General features: G+C 67.3%; 17 protein-coding genes. 14 read left to right on the top strand and 3 right to left on the bottom strand.

What is annotated here, in order from left to right; translation table 11 throughout:
• The first annotated feature begins 8 nt into the window (after positions 1-8).
• The 11 genes from D3877_RS05615 (at position 9) to D3877_RS05565 (ending at position 9,414) form a co-directional block, all read left to right on the top strand.
• A complete protein-coding gene (locus D3877_RS05615; protein WP_119829725.1) occupies positions 9-1,304 on the top strand; it encodes an O-acetylhomoserine aminocarboxypropyltransferase in 1,296 nt (431 codons plus the stop codon).
• A gap of 160 nt (positions 1,305-1,464) precedes the next feature.
• Positions 1,465-1,767 carry an urease subunit gamma gene (locus tag D3877_RS05610; protein ID WP_119829724.1) on the top strand — a complete coding sequence of 101 codons (303 nt, stop codon included), beginning with the start codon at positions 1,465-1,467 and terminating at the stop codon, positions 1,765-1,767.
• Positions 1,768-1,781: 14 nt separating this feature from the next.
• Positions 1,782-2,087, top strand: coding sequence for an urease subunit beta (locus tag D3877_RS05605; protein WP_119829723.1), 306 nt, complete (start codon positions 1,782-1,784; stop codon positions 2,085-2,087).
• Between the two features lie 30 nt (positions 2,088-2,117).
• Entirely contained in the window at positions 2,118-3,827 is a 1,710-nt protein-coding gene (ureC, locus tag D3877_RS05600; RefSeq protein ID WP_119829722.1) for an urease subunit alpha, read from the top strand.
• Positions 3,828-3,973: 146 nt separating this feature from the next.
• Positions 3,974-4,819, top strand: coding sequence for a glutamate racemase (gene murI, locus D3877_RS05595; RefSeq protein ID WP_119829721.1), 846 nt, complete (start codon positions 3,974-3,976; stop codon positions 4,817-4,819).
• Positions 4,816-5,280 carry an urease accessory protein UreE gene (locus D3877_RS05590; RefSeq protein WP_119829720.1) on the top strand — a complete coding sequence of 155 codons (465 nt, stop codon included), beginning with the start codon at positions 4,816-4,818 and terminating at the stop codon, positions 5,278-5,280. The genes murI and D3877_RS05590 overlap by 4 nt, the downstream gene beginning before the upstream one ends.
• A gap of 139 nt (positions 5,281-5,419) precedes the next feature.
• Positions 5,420-6,136, top strand: a complete 717-nt coding sequence (locus D3877_RS05585; protein ID WP_119829719.1) for an urease accessory protein UreF — start codon at positions 5,420-5,422, stop codon at positions 6,134-6,136.
• Complete coding sequence (gene ureG, locus D3877_RS05580) at positions 6,133-6,777, top strand: urease accessory protein UreG (RefSeq protein WP_119829718.1); 645 nt, start codon at positions 6,133-6,135, stop codon at positions 6,775-6,777. Before D3877_RS05585 ends, ureG begins: the two co-directional genes overlap by 4 nt.
• A gap of 107 nt (positions 6,778-6,884) precedes the next feature.
• Positions 6,885-7,643: a PRC-barrel domain-containing protein gene (locus D3877_RS05575; RefSeq protein ID WP_119829717.1), complete on the top strand. Its 759-nt coding sequence runs from the start codon at positions 6,885-6,887 to the stop codon at positions 7,641-7,643.
• 350 nt (positions 7,644-7,993) lie between these two features.
• A complete protein-coding gene (gene fabI / locus D3877_RS05570; RefSeq protein WP_119829716.1) occupies positions 7,994-8,779 on the top strand; it encodes an enoyl-ACP reductase FabI in 786 nt (261 codons plus the stop codon).
• A gap of 224 nt (positions 8,780-9,003) precedes the next feature.
• Positions 9,004-9,414: a bacteriohemerythrin gene (locus D3877_RS05565; RefSeq protein ID WP_119829715.1), complete on the top strand. Its 411-nt coding sequence runs from the start codon at positions 9,004-9,006 to the stop codon at positions 9,412-9,414.
• A 101-nt stretch (positions 9,415-9,515) separates the two neighbouring features.
• On the opposite strand, the gene D3877_RS05560 is transcribed toward D3877_RS05565, so the two are convergent.
• Positions 9,516-10,712, bottom strand: a complete 1,197-nt coding sequence (locus D3877_RS05560) for a low temperature requirement protein A (RefSeq protein ID WP_119829714.1) — start codon at positions 10,710-10,712, stop codon at positions 9,516-9,518.
• A 22-nt stretch (positions 10,713-10,734) separates the two neighbouring features.
• A complete protein-coding gene (gene serB, locus D3877_RS05555) occupies positions 10,735-11,637 on the bottom strand; it encodes a phosphoserine phosphatase SerB (RefSeq protein ID WP_119829713.1) in 903 nt (300 codons plus the stop codon).
• Between the two features lie 124 nt (positions 11,638-11,761).
• On the opposite strand from serB, the gene D3877_RS05550 reads away from it, so the two are divergent.
• The gene (locus tag D3877_RS05550) at positions 11,762-12,628 is read left to right on the top strand and encodes an AraC family transcriptional regulator (RefSeq protein WP_119829712.1); all 867 of its coding nucleotides are present in this window, start codon (positions 11,762-11,764) and stop codon (positions 12,626-12,628) included.
• A gap of 45 nt (positions 12,629-12,673) precedes the next feature.
• Positions 12,674-13,126 carry a DUF2000 family protein gene (locus D3877_RS05545; protein WP_238474742.1) on the top strand — a complete coding sequence of 151 codons (453 nt, stop codon included), beginning with the start codon at positions 12,674-12,676 and terminating at the stop codon, positions 13,124-13,126.
• A gap of 18 nt (positions 13,127-13,144) precedes the next feature.
• On the opposite strand, the gene D3877_RS05540 is transcribed toward D3877_RS05545, so the two are convergent.
• A complete protein-coding gene (locus D3877_RS05540; RefSeq protein WP_119829711.1) occupies positions 13,145-14,065 on the bottom strand; it encodes a LysR family transcriptional regulator in 921 nt (306 codons plus the stop codon).
• Positions 14,066-14,205: 140 nt separating this feature from the next.
• Here D3877_RS05540 and D3877_RS05535 point away from each other — a divergent pair, with 140 nt between their 5' ends.
• Positions 14,206-14,868 carry a DsbA family protein gene (locus D3877_RS05535; RefSeq protein ID WP_119829710.1) on the top strand — a complete coding sequence of 221 codons (663 nt, stop codon included), beginning with the start codon at positions 14,206-14,208 and terminating at the stop codon, positions 14,866-14,868.
• The last annotated feature ends 6 nt before the right edge of the window (positions 14,869-14,874 follow it).

Here is a 14,874-nt window from a genome sequence, read left to right as displayed (position 1 = left end):
GAACCGTCATGAGCGCAAACAAGAGCTTTGGGTTTGAAACCCGCGCCATCCACGCCGGGGCCGCCCCCGACCCGGCGACCGGCGCGCGGCAGACGCCGATTTACCAGACCACCAGCTTCGTCTTCGACGACGTGGACGACGCGGCGTCGCTGTTCAACCTGCAAAAGGTCGGCTTCATCTATTCCCGCCTGACCAACCCGACGGTCGCGGTGCTGGAAGAGCGGCTGGCCAATCTGGAAGGCGGCGCCGGGGCGACCGCGACCTCCTCGGGCCACGCCGCGCAGTTGCTGGCGCTGTTCCCGCTGATGGCGCCGGGCGATCACGTCATCGCCTCGCAAAAGCTCTATGGCGGGTCGATCAACCAGATCGGCACCAGCTTCCCGCGCGCCTTCGGCTGGCAGCCGAGCTTCGTCGACACCGACACGCCCGACAATGTCCGCGCCGCCATCACCGAGAAGACCAAGGCGATCTTCGTGGAAAGCCTCGCCAACCCCGGCGGCGTGGTGACGGACATCGAGGCCATCGCCACAATCGCCGACGCGGCGGGCATCCCGCTGATCGTCGACAACACGCTGGCGACGCCCTACCTCATCAACCCGATCCAGTGGGGGGCGACCTTGGTCGTCCATTCCACCACGAAATTCCTGTCGGGCAACGGCACCTCGGTCGGCGGCGTCGTGATCGACAGCGGCACTTTCGACTGGTCGAAATCGGGCAAATACCCGGCGCTGAGCGAGCCGGACGCGGGTTATCACGGCCTGCGCTTCCACGAGACCTTCGGCCATCTGGCCTTCACCATCCACGGCCACGCCGTGGGCCTGCGCGATCTGGGGCCGAGCCAGGCGCCGATGAACGCCTTCCTCACCCTGAACGGCATCGAAACCCTGCCGCTGCGCATGCAGCGCCATGTCGAGAACGCCCAAAAGGTGGCGGAATTCCTGGAAAGCCATCCGGCGGTCGGCTGGGTCAGCTACGCCGGGTTGCCGTCGTCGAAGTATCACGGGCTGGCGCAGAAATACCTGCCCAAGGGCGCGGGCGCCGTGCTGACCTTCGGCGTCAAGGGCGGTTACGCGGCGGGCGTCGCGCTGGTGGAAGGCGTGGAGTTGTTCAGCCATCTGGCCAACATCGGCGACAGCCGGTCGCTCATCATCCACCCGTCCTCGACCACCCACCGGCAATTGTCGGAAGAGGGGCAGGCCATCGCCGGGGCCGGGCCGGACGTCATCCGCCTGTCCATCGGCCTGGAAAGCGTGGCCGACATCATCGCCGACCTGGATCAGGCGCTGAACAAGACGCTGGGGTAATCCAACGGCGTTTGAGAAACGAGGGGAGCGTCCGCCATGCGGGCGCTCCCCTTTTTCTTTTCGTTTCCTGACGCCCCGCTACGTCATACGACGCACTTGGCGCGCTGCGGCAACGTGGCATAATCGTTCCAACGAACAGGGCGCGAAGGGCGACATCTCCATGAATCTGACAGGGCGCGAGAAGGACAAGCTGCTCGTCGCGATGGCCGCCATGGTGGCGCGGCGGCGGCTGGAGCGGGGCGTCAAGCTGAACCATCCCGAAGCGGTGGCGCTCATCACCGATTTCGTCGTCGAGGGCGCGCGCGATGGCCGCACGGTTGCCGAACTGATGCGCGACGGGGCGACGGTGATTACCCGCGACCAAGTGATGGACGGCATCGCCGAGATGATCCACGACATCCAGGTCGAGGCGACCTTCCCCGACGGGACCAAGCTCGTCACCGTTCACCAGCCGATCCGTTGAAGGGGGCGCCCGTCATGAAACCCGGTGAGATTTTCCCCGCGTCCGGCGAAATCGTGCTGAACGAAGGCCGCCCGACGGTGGAACTGGACGTCGCCAACGCGGGCGACCGGCCGATTCAGGTCGGCTCGCACTATCACTTCTACGAAACCAACGCCGCCCTGTCCTTTGACCGGGAGGCGACGCGCGGGTTCCGGCTCGACATTCCGGCGGGAACGGCGGTGCGCTTCGAACCGGGGCAGACCCGGCGGGTGGCGCTGGTCGCCTATGCCGGGGACCGGGTGGTCATCGGCTTCAACCGCAAGGTCAACGGCGCCCTGTGACGGGCCGGACAGCATAAGGGCGAACCCAGCATGGCGCATCGCATCGACCGGGCCGAATACGCGGCCCTCTACGGCCCGACCACCGGCGACCGCATCCGGTTGGCCGACACCGACCTGATCGTCGAGGTCGAACACGACCACACCGTTTACGGCGACGAGGTGAAGTTCGGCGGCGGCAAGGTGATTCGCGACGGCATGGGCCAGTCGCAACGCTCGCGCCACCAGGGCGCGGTGGACACCGTCATCACCAACGCCCTCATCATCGACCATTGGGGCGTCGTCAAGGCCGACATCGGCATCACCGGCGGGCGCATCGCCGCCATCGGCAAGGCGGGCAACCCCGACGTTCAGCCCGGCGTGACCATCGTCATCGGCCCCGGCACCGAGGTGATCGCGGGCGAGGGCAAGATCGTCACGGCGGGCGGCATCGACGCCCACATTCATTTCATCTGCCCCCAACAGGTGGACGAGGCGCTGAACAGCGGCGTCACCACCATGCTGGGCGGCGGCACCGGCCCGGCGGCGGGAACCTCGGCCACCACCTGCACGCCGGGGCCGTGGCACATGGAGCGGATGCTCCAGGCGGCGGAAGGGCTGCCGATCAACCTCGGTTTCTTCGGCAAGGGCAACGCCAGCCGCCCCGACGCGCTGATCGAACAGATCGCCGCCGGGGCCTGCGGGTTGAAGCTGCACGAGGATTGGGGGACCACGCCGGACGCCATCGACACCTGTCTGTCGGTGGCCGACCAGTTCGACGTGCAGGTGGCGATCCACACCGACACGCTGAACGAATCGGGCTTCGTCGAGGACACCGTCGCGGCCTTCGCCGGGCGCACCATCCACGCCTTCCACACCGAAGGGGCGGGCGGCGGCCACGCCCCGGACATCATCAAGGTGGCGGGCCTGCCGAACGTGCTGCCCAGCTCGACCAACCCGACGCGGCCCTTCACCGTCAACACGGTGGACGAGCATCTCGACATGCTGATGGTCTGCCATCATCTCAGCCCGCGCATCCCCGAAGACGTCGCCTTCGCCGAAAGCCGCATCCGGCGCGAAACCATCGCGGCGGAAGACATCCTGCATGATCTGGGCGTTTTCTCGATGATCAGCTCGGACAGCCAGGCGATGGGCCGTCTGGGCGAGGTCATCATCCGCACCTGGCAGACGGCGCACAAGATGAAGGCCCAGCGTGGGCGTTTGCCGCAGGAAACCGGCGACAACGACAACGCGCGGGTGAAGCGCTACATCGCCAAATACACCATCAACCCGGCGCTGTCGCACGGCATCGCCCACGCCGTCGGCTCCATCGCCGTCGGCAAGCTGGCCGATCTGGTGGTGTGGTCGCCCGCCTTCTTTGGCGTGAAGCCCGACATGGTCATCAAATGCGGCACCATCGCGGCGGCGCTGATGGGCGACCCCAACGCCTCCATCCCGACGCCGCAGCCGGTGCATTACCGCCGCATGTTCGGCTCCTACGGCCGCTCGCTCCAAGCCAGCAACGTCACCTTCGTCAGCGCCAAATCGCTGGAGATGGAGGTTGGGCGGCATCTGGGCCTGCACCGGGAATTGATCGCGGTGAAAGGAACCCGGACCGTCGGCAAAAAGGACATGATCCACAACGACGCCATGCCGCACATCGAGGTCGATCCCGAAACCTACGAGGTGCGGGCCGACGGCGTGCTGCTGACCTGCGAACCGGCTTCGGTCCTGCCGATGGCGCAGCGGTATTTTCTGTTCTAAGACGCGGCGCTTTTCCCTCTCCCCCCTGGGGAGAGGGTTTAGGGTGAGGGGGATGCGGAGGGTGGCTTTCTTCGGCTGTGCCGAACCCCCTCATCCCAACCTTCTCGCCTGAGGGGGAGAAGGGGCAACAAACAGGGTTTCCATTCGTGATCGGTGTTTTTGATTCGGGCCATGGCGGGTTGACGGTGTTGCGGGCGTTGGTGGACGCGGCCCCGGACCGCCCGTTCGTTTATCTCGGCGACCACGCCGCCGCCCCCTATGGGCCGCGCGACGAGGAGGACATCCACCGCCTGACCCTGCGGGGGATGGAACGGCTGTTCGATCAGGGTTGCACGCTGGTGGTCATCGCCTGCAACACCGCCGCCGCCGTGTCGCTGCGCCGTTTGCAACAGGAATGGCTGCCCACGGCCCATCCGGGGCGCAACGTGCTGGGCGTGCTGGTGCCGATGGTGGAGGCGATCACGCGGGTGCCGTGGATGATCGACACCGTGCCGCCCGACCATTTGGCCGAACCGCGCACGGTCGGCGTCTTCGCCACCCTGGCGACGGTCAACTCCGGCTCCTTCCCGCGCGAAATCGGCAAGCGCGCGCCGTCCGTCCGCGTCGTGCAGCAGGCCTGCCCCGATCTGGTGCCGTTGATCGAACGCGGCGCGTCGGACGCGGAGCTTGCCCCCGCCGTTGCGGGCTACGTCGCCGCGCTGCTGGATCGGCTGGGAGGGGAGCCGCTCGACGCCGTGGTGTTGGGCTGCACCCATTACCCGCTGGTCGCGCATCTGTTCAGCGCCGCCTTGCCGCCCGGCGTCGACATCCTGTCGCAACCGCTGCTCAGCGCCCGCTCGCTGGAGCAGTATCTCGACCGCCACCCCGAATACCGCCCGGCGGCGGGAGAGAGCGGCGTGCGTTTCTTCACCACCGGATCGGCGCCGCTGGTCAGCGACTTGGCCGGGCGCTTTTTCGGCCATCCGACCCCCTTTGAACGGCTGTCCCCATGACCACCGACCCCACCCGCCGCGCCACCCGCGTCCACGCCCGAGGCCATTGGCCGTTGGACCGCGCCGTCGGCGCCGTGACGCTGGCCTTCGACGACCGCCACCGCCGCCGCATGGCGATGACCGACGATGGCGGCGCCGCCTTTCTGCTCGACCTGCCGCGCGCCGTGGCGCTGGACGAGGGCGACGGGCTGGAAATGACCGATGGCGGCTTTCTGCGCGTGATCGCGGCTGCGGAGGAGTTGATGGAGGTCCGGGTGTCCGGTCCGGTGGAATCCTTCGCCCGCGTCGCCTGGCATCTCGGCAACCGGCATTTGCCGGTGCAGATCACCGGCGACGTCATCCGCCTGCGCCGCGACCATGTGATCGCCGACATGCTGACCGGGCTGGGCGCGGAGGTCCGCGACGTGGTCGCCGCCTTCATGCCGGAAGGCGGCGCCTATGGCGGGCATTCGCATGGATAAGCCCTCTCCCGCCTCGGGAGAGGGAGGGGACCCGCCAGAGGCGGGGAGGGTGAGGGGCTGTCCAGACAGGGAGCCTTCCGATCCTCGACCAACCCCTCACCCTTCCCATGCGACGCATGGGTCCCTTCCCTCTCCCAAAATGGGAGAGGGACTTGAGGCGGCGGGCCTCTCCACCCACGCAATGACCCGGCTGTTGGCGTGGCTGTCGCCATCCTTTCCCGTCGGCGGCTTTTCCTACAGCCATGGCATCGAGGCGGCGGTGGAGCGCGGGTTGGTCCGCGACCGCGCCACGTTGATCGTCTGGCTGGACGGGATCCTGCGCCACGGGGCCGGGCGGACGGACGGCGCGCTGTTCCTCGCCATCCACCGCGCGGTGCGGGCGGGGGACGAGGCCGCCTTCGCCTGGGCGGTGGAGCGGGCCGACGCGATGCGGGCGTCGAGCGAAACCGCGCTGGAATCCCGCGCGCAGGGAACCGCCTTTCTGCTGGCGATCCGCGCCGCGTGGCCGCTCGACGGCTTGGCGCGCTGGGACAAGGTTTTGACCGCGACCGGACGCCCGCCCGCCTATTCCGTCGCCGTCGCCCTGGTATCGGCCCTGATCGGCGTGGCGGAGGGACCGGCCTTGACCGCCTGTCTGCACGCCTTCGCCGCCAACCTCGTTTCGGCGGGGGTGCGGCTGGTGCCGTTGGGGCAGACCGACGGGCAACGGGCGCTGGCCGCGCTCGACCCCATCACCCACGCGGCGGCGGTGGCGGCGCTGTCCACCCCGCTGGAGGATCTCGGCGGCCGGGCGCTGGCCGTCGATTGGACGTCGATGATTCACGAAACCCAATACACGAGGCTGTTCCGCTCATGACCGCACATTCCGCCATCGAAAAGAGCCACACCGGCCCGTTGCGCGTTGGCATCGGCGGCCCCGTCGGGTCGGGCAAGACGGCGCTGACCGACGCGCTGTGCAAGCGCATGCGCGACGATTGGGAGGTCGCGGCGATCACCAACGACATCTACACCAAGGAGGACGCGGAGTTCCTCACCCGATCCGGCGCGTTGAAGCCGGAGCGGATCATGGGGGTGGAGACCGGCGGTTGCCCGCACACGGCGATTCGCGAGGACGCCTCGATCAACCTCGCCGCCGTCGAGACGATGAACGCGAAGTTTCCGAATCTGGATTTGATCTTCATCGAATCCGGCGGCGACAACCTCGCGGCGACCTTTTCGCCGGAACTGGCCGACATCACCATCTACGTCATCGACGTGTCGGCGGGCGACAAGATCCCGCGCAAGGGCGGGCCGGGCATCACCCGCTCGGATCTGCTGGTCATCAACAAGACCGATCTGGCCCCGCTGGTCGGCGCCAGCCTGGAGGTGATGGACCGCGACAGCCGCAAGATGCGCGGCGACCGCCCCTTCGTCTTCACCAACATCAAGGCGGGCGAGGGGCTGGACGCCATCCAATCCTTCATCGTCCAGCGCGGCGGCTTGCCATTGCCGGGTTGATGGGGCCGGGCTGACGGCGGCGGACTGAGGCGGCGGGTCGGGAACCTTCGGCGGGGTGGGGCGTTGGTGTGAGACGTCCAAATTCCAACGCCGGAGACTCCCCGACCATGATTCTGTTCCCGATCACGACGCGCCGCGTGCGCGCCGCCGCTCTTGTGTTGGGCGCGCTGGGAAGTTTGATGACCGGAGCGACGGCGGCGCAGGCCGCCGACGCCTGCGCCGACGGCATCGTTGTTCTGAAAGAGCAAATCGCCGGGTTGGAGGCGGGGGTGAAGGCCGCCCCAACCTCCATTTCGCCCAAGGAGATCGCGCAGCTCCGCGCCCTTCTGTTCAGCGCGCTGCGGCTTGGCCTGCCCACCGACGTTCCGGCCTGTCTTGAGGTGTTGGGGCAGGCCGACCGGCTGCGCCAAGTCATCGCCAAGCCCCAGGTGATCGACGCCGTGCAACTGGCCAAGGCCGAGTTGCGCGGGGAGGATGGGACGGTCGTGGGAAGCATCACCGATCTTGTCATCGACCCGCAGGCGGGACGCGTCGCTTACGCGGTGGTGACGTTGGGCGGCGGCTTTCTCGGCGTCGGCGACAGCCAGGCCCCGGTGCCGTGGGCGCTGATCAAACCCGGCCCCGACGGCGCCTACAGCCTGCCGCTGTCGAAGGAGCGTTTGAGCGGAGCGCCGCGCTTCAGCGGGAGCCAGCGCCCGGACATGGGCGACCGGCAATGGGCGCTGGCCATCCACACCTATTACGGCGTGCCGCCCTATTGGTTGCAGGACGCCTCCGCCATGGCCGCCCTGTGCCCGGCGCCCGACGCGGTGACGAGCGCGGGCGGCGGGGTGAAGGAGACCGTGGCTCCGGCGGCGGACCATTGATGGGGTGGGATGGGGCCGTCCCATTCCGCCCCGTCAAACGTCCAGATCGCGGGCGCGGCAAAGAGATCGTCTGTGAACCGTCTCAAAAAGAGATGGTTCTTGACGTGGATCAATGAAAGAAAGCGCCATATAGTATCTGACCTTTATACTGCGACGGCGAAGTGATCGACTTTTGCAATGCTCATGTCGATTTTGTTGCAGTACGAACAAGTTGATTGTGTGTTCTTCTTGGTTTATGGTGCAACGCACAAAAGGAAATCGACGCGCATTTCGGGCAACGGCTTTGGTCGGCCCAGAGATGGAACCGCCTTCGGTGTCCCAATCCGTCACCCTGACATCAGGATAGTCCCATGACCACGATCATTCCCGCCATCGCCACGCTCGAAGGCAAAAAGGGTCTCATCCTTGGCATCGCCAACGACCAGTCGATCGCCTGGGGCTGCGCCCGCGCCTTCCGCGCGATGGGCGCCGATCTGGCGATCAGCTATCTGAACGAAAAGGCCAAGAAGCACGTCGAGCCGCTGGCCCAGCAGCTTGAGGCCGAAATTTTCGAGCCGGTGGACGTCACCGGCGAGGGCGAGTTGAAGGCGATCTTCGACAAGATCGGCGAAAAGTGGGGCCGTCTGGATTTCGCCCTGCACAGCATCGCCTTCGCGCCGAAGGAAGACCTGCATGGCCGCGTCGTCGATTGCTCGCGCGAAGGCTTCCAGCAGGCGATGGACGTCTCCTGCCACTCCTTCATCCGCATGGCCCGCTACGCCGAGCCGCTGATGACCAACGGCGGTTCGCTGTTCACCATGTCCTATTTCGGCGCCAACCGCGTCATCGACAATTACGGCGTCATGGGGCCGGTCAAGGCGGCGCTGGAAGCCAGCGTGCGCTATCTGGCCGCTGAATTGGGGCCGAAGGGCATCCGCGTTCACGCCATCTCGCCGGGTCCGATCAAGACCCGCGCGGCGTCGGGCATCGCTCATTTCGACGATCTGATGAACAAGGCGGCGGAACGCACCCCGGAACACCGTCTGGTGACGATTGAAGAGGTCGGCTACACCACCGCCTTCCTCGCCACCGACGGGGCCAAGGGCATCACCGGCGACACCACCTACGTCGATTGCGGTTATTCGATCATCGGCTGATCGTTTCCGAGCAACAGCGTCTTCTGATGAACGGGCGGGAGCGGCGACGCTTCCGCCCGTTTTGCGTGGCGGGCGGGAACTCGCGCTTTGGGTGCGTCAAATTGCCGTGTGACGCCGCTGACCGTTTGGCCGGACTGGTAACACCACCATAATCCCCGGCAGGCATGATGCCGGGAACCGCCCCTTCCATCGGGTGGACCGGCGATGGAGGAGGCCGGGGGGGCATGGGCGTCATCACGTGGCGACGGCAGTTGAGCGTTGGTCAGCCAGCCATCGACGACGATCACAAGCACTTGATCGGGTATCTCAACGAACTCGACGCGGCGCTGACCAGCGAGCGGTTCCAGCCGATCCGCGTCGCCAAGATTCTGGTCAAGCTGCTGGAATACACCAAGGAGCATTTCGCGCGCGAAGAGCGGATCATGCAACTGGCGCATTACCCGAAATACGAGGAGCATGTGCACCAGCACCGCGAAGCGGTTCGGTTGGTCAGCGAGCTGTCAAACCGCTTTTCCGTGGATCCGACGCACGAGAACGCCGAAAAGCTCTACAAATTCACCGCCGACTGGCTGGTCCGCCACATCATCCTGCAAGACACGCAGTTGACGCCCTACGTGCGCGGCGTTTGGGGCTGACGCCAGCGGGCGTTTGGCGCCCGCTGGCCCGCCGCGACGGCGGCGGCGCGCCCCCATGGGCGCGGAAAAGCCTGCGTGGCGTTTGAACGCAATACGGAACGTCAAGTCCTTGACGTTCCGGTATGACTCCCCAGCGCGCGGGTCTCCCACAGCGCCACCAGCAGCAGAACCGCCGTGGCCGCCGCGCCGAGCGTCAGAACCGACAGGCCGCCGCCGACCACGGCCAGCAGGGCGAACAGCGCCAACCCGACCAGATGCGACAGCGGCGGCGCCCAGCGGTCGTAATTGATCCATTTGAACAGGGTGATGCCCAGCACCGACAAGGCCGGGCCGCCGACGATCACGGCGACGCTGGCCGCGTTGGCGGCGTCCTGCGGGTGGGCGAGCATCCGTTCGTCCCCCACCGCGCCGACGATGATTCCGGCGACGATGGGCAGATGGAGATAGGTGTAGGCGATGCGGGCCAACCGTCCGGGATCGGCGGAGCTGGCGATGCGGTGGGTGGCGTGCTCCGCCCCCTTGTCGAAATAGATCCACCACAGGGCGACGCTGCCGACGAAGGCGACGGCGAAGGCCGACAAAGCCTCCAATGAGCGGGCGTGCTCGGCGAAGGTCGCCCCGGTGACGAGGATCGATTCGCCCAGCGCGATGATGATGAACAGGGCGCAGCGCTCGGCCATGTGGCTGCCCTCGACGTCCCAATCGGCGGTGGTCGAGCGGCCAAGGCCGGGAGTCCAGAAACCGGCGATCGGCGACAGATATTCAATGACCAACGCCGCGCCCCACAGGGCGAATTGCCCGGTCCCGCCGAGCAGCGCCCCGCCGATCCACAGCAGGGCGCTGGTGGACAGCCACGCGGTGATTCGTTGGAAATTGCGGTGGTTGCCCGGCGCGTGGCCCTTCAGCGCCCACAGCATGAACAGGCAACGGCCAACCTGCATGACGCTGTAGGCCGCCGCGAAGACCAACGCCCCTCCGGCGAACGCGCTGGGCAGGGAGGAGGACAGGATCAACCCGGCGAACATCAGGCCAAGCAACAACAGCCGCACCGGCGTGCGTTCCGGGTCCAGCCAGTTCGTGACCCAGGAGGTGAAGATCCACACCCACCAGACCGCCAGGAACAGCATCCCGGTTTCCAGCGCCCCGCCGACCGTCGGATGAGCGGCCAGCGTGTGGGACAGTTGGGTGACGGCGAAGACGAAGACCAGATCGAAGAACAGCTCGACAAAGGTGACGCGGCCCGCCTCGTGACCGCCGCGCGGGCGCAACAGCCCGCGCCGCCGGTGTTCGCCTGTCATGCCTCGCCTCGCGGGTGGTGGGTTAGGAAACGCGATCCTTGAACTCGTCGATCCGGTAGCCTTGGGCGTAGAGCAGCGCCGTCAGATCGCCGTGATCCACCCGCGCGCGCGCCTCCGCCGCCACCGACGGTTTGGCATGATAGGCGACGCCCAGACCGGCGGCCAGCAGCATCGGCAAATCGTTCGCCCCGTCGCCGACCGCCATCGTCTCCACCATCGGCACCCGATGTTCCCCGGCGTAGGCGAGCAGAGCCTCAAGCTTGCTGTCCTTGTCGAGGATCGGCTCCTCGACCAGCCCGGTCATCACGCCGTCGACGATCTCCAGCCCATTGCCCCGGTCGTCGTTGAAGCCGACCCAGTCGCGCACCTTGCGGGTGAAGCAGCGGAAACCGCCCGACACCAGAACGCAGGCGGCGCCGTTGGCCCGCATCGTCGCGATCAGTTGCGCCGCGCCCGGCATCAGGGTGGCGCGCTGCCAAACCTCGTCGATCACCGATTCCTTCAGCCCCTTCAACAGGGCGACCCGCTCGCGCACCGCCTCCTTGAAGTCGATTTCGCCGTTCATGGCGCGGGCGGTGATCGCGGCGATGTGGTCCTTCAGCCCGACATAATCGCCCAACTCGTCCAGCATCTCCTGTTCGATGATGGTCGATTCCATGTCGGCGATCAGCAGCCGCTTGCGCCGGGTGGCGAAGGGCTGGGCGAAAATGTCCAACGTCGGGCCGCTCAACGCGTGGCGGATCGCCGCCTCGGCCTGTTCGGGCGCCAGATTGCCAAAGGGCAGGTCGCAGGCGGTTCCCGGCGCCAGCCAGTCGGGCGCGCCCGCGTCGGCGCCCAGCGCGACCAGCGCCGCGCGGGCGGACAGAACGACGCTCTCGTCAAGCGTGACGGAGCGGGGGGCGATCAGCGTGGCGACGGCGTTCATGGCGTGGGTGTCCCGGCAAGCGAAGGGGCCTTTCGCCGCTGCCTACCACAGCCGGTGGGCAGGGTCCAACGAAGGTTCAGGGAAACGAAGCCAGCGCTGGAGCCTGCGCGCGTATGGAGCGACAATGGCGTCGCGCGTTCAGGCGCTTGGGCGAGGGTGGGACGGGATGGAGAATTGGCTGTCGGTTCGGCGTGACGCCGACACCGGAATCGAGACCATCCGCGCCCACTTCACCGGGCACGCCTATGATCCGCACGATCACGACGAATGTCTGGTTGGCGTGACCGAACGGGGCGTGCAGCAGTTCCAATGCCGCCGCCAAACCAACATCAGCACACCCGGTCGGGCGATTTTGATCGAGCCGGGCGAGGTGCATGATGGGCGCAGCCCGGTGGACGAGGGCTTCACCTACGCCATGCTCTATCTGCCGATCCACATTCTCGCGGCGCGCGCCGAGGGCGTTCGGGAGTCGGGCGCCGCCGCGTCTTTGAGTTTTCGGGCGACCTTGAGCGATGATCCGGGTCTGGCGCGGGCGATCAGCGCCGCCTTTTCGTCCTTTCACGATGGGGAAGGGCGGTTGGCCCGCGATCTTGGGCTGGATCATCTGGTCCGGCGCCTGACCAGCCATGTGGCGCCCGACGCCGCGCCGTGCCGAACCCGGCCCGCGTCCGCCGCCTTGCGGGCGCGCGACGCGCTGCACGCCCGGATGGTGGAGGATGTCGGTCTCGACGCGTTGGCCATGATGGCCGGTGTGGACCGTTTTCGCCTGAACCGGCTGTTTCGCGAGGCGTTCGGACAATCGCCCCACGCCTATCTCGTGCGGCTGCGGTTGAAAGCGGCGCGGCGGCTGTTGGCGACGGGGCTGGCTCCGGCCCCGACGGCGGCGGAGGTTGGCTTCGCCGATCAAAGCCATCTGGGCCGCTGGTTCCGTCGCGCCTATGGGATGACGCCCGCCGCTTATCGCCGAATCTGCACGGACGTTCCAGACTGAGGCGCGCGGGGCGGGAAGAATGGCGGCGAAAGGAGTTCACCGTCCATGTCCAATCTTCCCATGTCAGAACGCCTTGTGTCCGAACGCCCTGTGTTCGACGACAAAGTCGCGCTCATTGTCCGGTCTGATCTCGCGGTCTGGCAAAAGCTGAATGTCGCGGCCTTTCTGGCCACCGGCGTCGCCGCCTCCGCCCCTGACGCCATTGGCGAACCCTATGTCGATGGGGCGGGGCGGCGTTACAGCCCCATGCTGGGACAGCCCATTCTGGTTTTCGCCGCCGACGTCGCAGACTTGCGGTCCGCCCATCGGGTGGCGGTGGAACGTGGATTGACCATCGTCCCCTACGTCGCGGCGATGTTCGCCACCGGCCATGACTCGGCCAACCGGGCGGTCTTCGCCGAGGGCGATCCCGACGCGCTCGATTTCGTTGGGCTTGCCTTGCACGGCCCGAAAAAATCGGTGGACAAGGCGATCAAGGGGCTTGCCCTGCACGCCTGATCGCGCGGCGGCGTGGAATCATGGGGCGTCACCCTCGCCGCTGAGGCCCATGTGCGGCGCGCGGATCAGCAGATCGACCAGGGCGCGGACGATGCCGGAGCGGTAGCGGGCCGATGGAAAGACCGCATGGATGCCGCCCTCCGGCAAACTCCAGTCGGGCAGGAGATGGCGCAGCCGTCCCGCCGCGATGTCCGCCGTCACCAGATAATCGGGAATGACCGCGACGCCCGCCCCGGCCAGCACGCAGGCGCGCACCGCCGGGGTGGCGTTGACGGTGACGGCGGCGCTGGCCTCGATGGTCGCGGCGTCGCCGCCGGCGTGGCTGAAACTCCAACGCAGCGGGGTGCGCAGGGTGGATTGCGCGACCCAGGGCAGGGCCGTCAGCTCGCCCGGATGGCGCAAGGGTGCGTGATCGACCAAATCCGGCGCGCCGACCAGCAATTGCCGAAAGCCGCCGATCCGCCGAGTCTGATGGCTGCTGTCGGCCAACCAGCCGACGCGGATGGCCAGATCCAGCTTTTCCGCCACCAAATCCAAACTGCGGTCGGTCAGAACCAGATCGGCGCGGCAGCCGGGGTGACGTCGGCACAACTCCGCCGCCGCCGGGGCCAGAATCGCCGTTCCGTAATCGAAGGGGGCCGTCACCCGCACCGTGCCGAACGGGGTGTCGGTGCTTTCCGACAGCTTGGCGACCGCCGCCTCAGCCTGTTCCAAAATGGCGGCGCAGGAGCGGTGAAAGGCGATCCCGGCCTCGGTCGGGGTCAGGCGGCGGGTGGTGCGGACCAGCAGGGTGGCCTGCACCTCCTGCTCCAACCGGGCGACATGCTGGCTGACCACAGCCTTGGTGACTCCCAATTTTTCCGCCGCCGCCGTGAAAGACCCGGTGTCCACCACGGCGACGAAATGGGCGATCCGGTTCAGATTCAGACTGCTGGACATTGGCGGCTCGGCGGCGGGGGCGGGGCGGTTGATGATTGTATGGTTTTGACAGATGGTTTGTCAAAAACAGGGTGGCTTTGCCAAACGATTCGGATGGCGCACAGTGCGGCCATCACGACACGCAAGGCGCTCTGACAGCCATGACCGCTTCCCTTCACTATCTCTATGATCCCCTGTGCGGCTGGTGCTATGGCGCGGCGCCGGGGTTGCGCGCGCTGACCAAGGCCGAAGGGCTGCCGCCGCTGACGCTGCACCCGACCGGCCTGTTCGCCGGTCGCGGCGCGCGTCCGATGGACCGCCATTTCGCCGCCTACGCCTGGAGCAACGACCAGCGCATCGCCGCCCTGACCGGCCAGATCTTCAGCGAGGCGTATCGGTCTGGCCCGCTGGCGTCCTTCGACCGCCCCTTTGATTCGACCGCCGCCACCCGCGCCCTGACCGCCGTTCACCGCGTCGCCCCGGCCCGCGAGGCCGAGGCGCTGGCCGCCATCCAGAGCGCCCGTTTCGTCGATGGCCGCGACGTCACCGACCCCGCCGTGTTGGCCGACATCCTGTCGGCGCTGGGGCTGGGCGAGGCGGCGGGCTTCGCCGCCGACCCGACGCTCGACGCGCTGGTGGAGCGCCGCGCCGCCGAAGGGCGGGCGCTGCTGGCCGAGGCGCGCGGCAATGGCGTGCCCACCCTGGCCCTGCGCACCGCCGAAGGTCTGACGGCGCTGTCCAGCGAGCCGCTCTACCGCAATCCCGAATCCCTGTTTTCCACGCTGCGGCGGATCGCCGACGGCGCAGTTCTGTCAAGCCTGTGAGGATTT

Source organism: Azospirillum cavernae (assembly GCF_003590795.1).
Taxonomy (GTDB): Bacteria; Pseudomonadota; Alphaproteobacteria; order Azospirillales; family Azospirillaceae; genus Azospirillum; species Azospirillum cavernae.
This window is presented reverse-complemented; position numbering and strand designations above follow the sequence as displayed.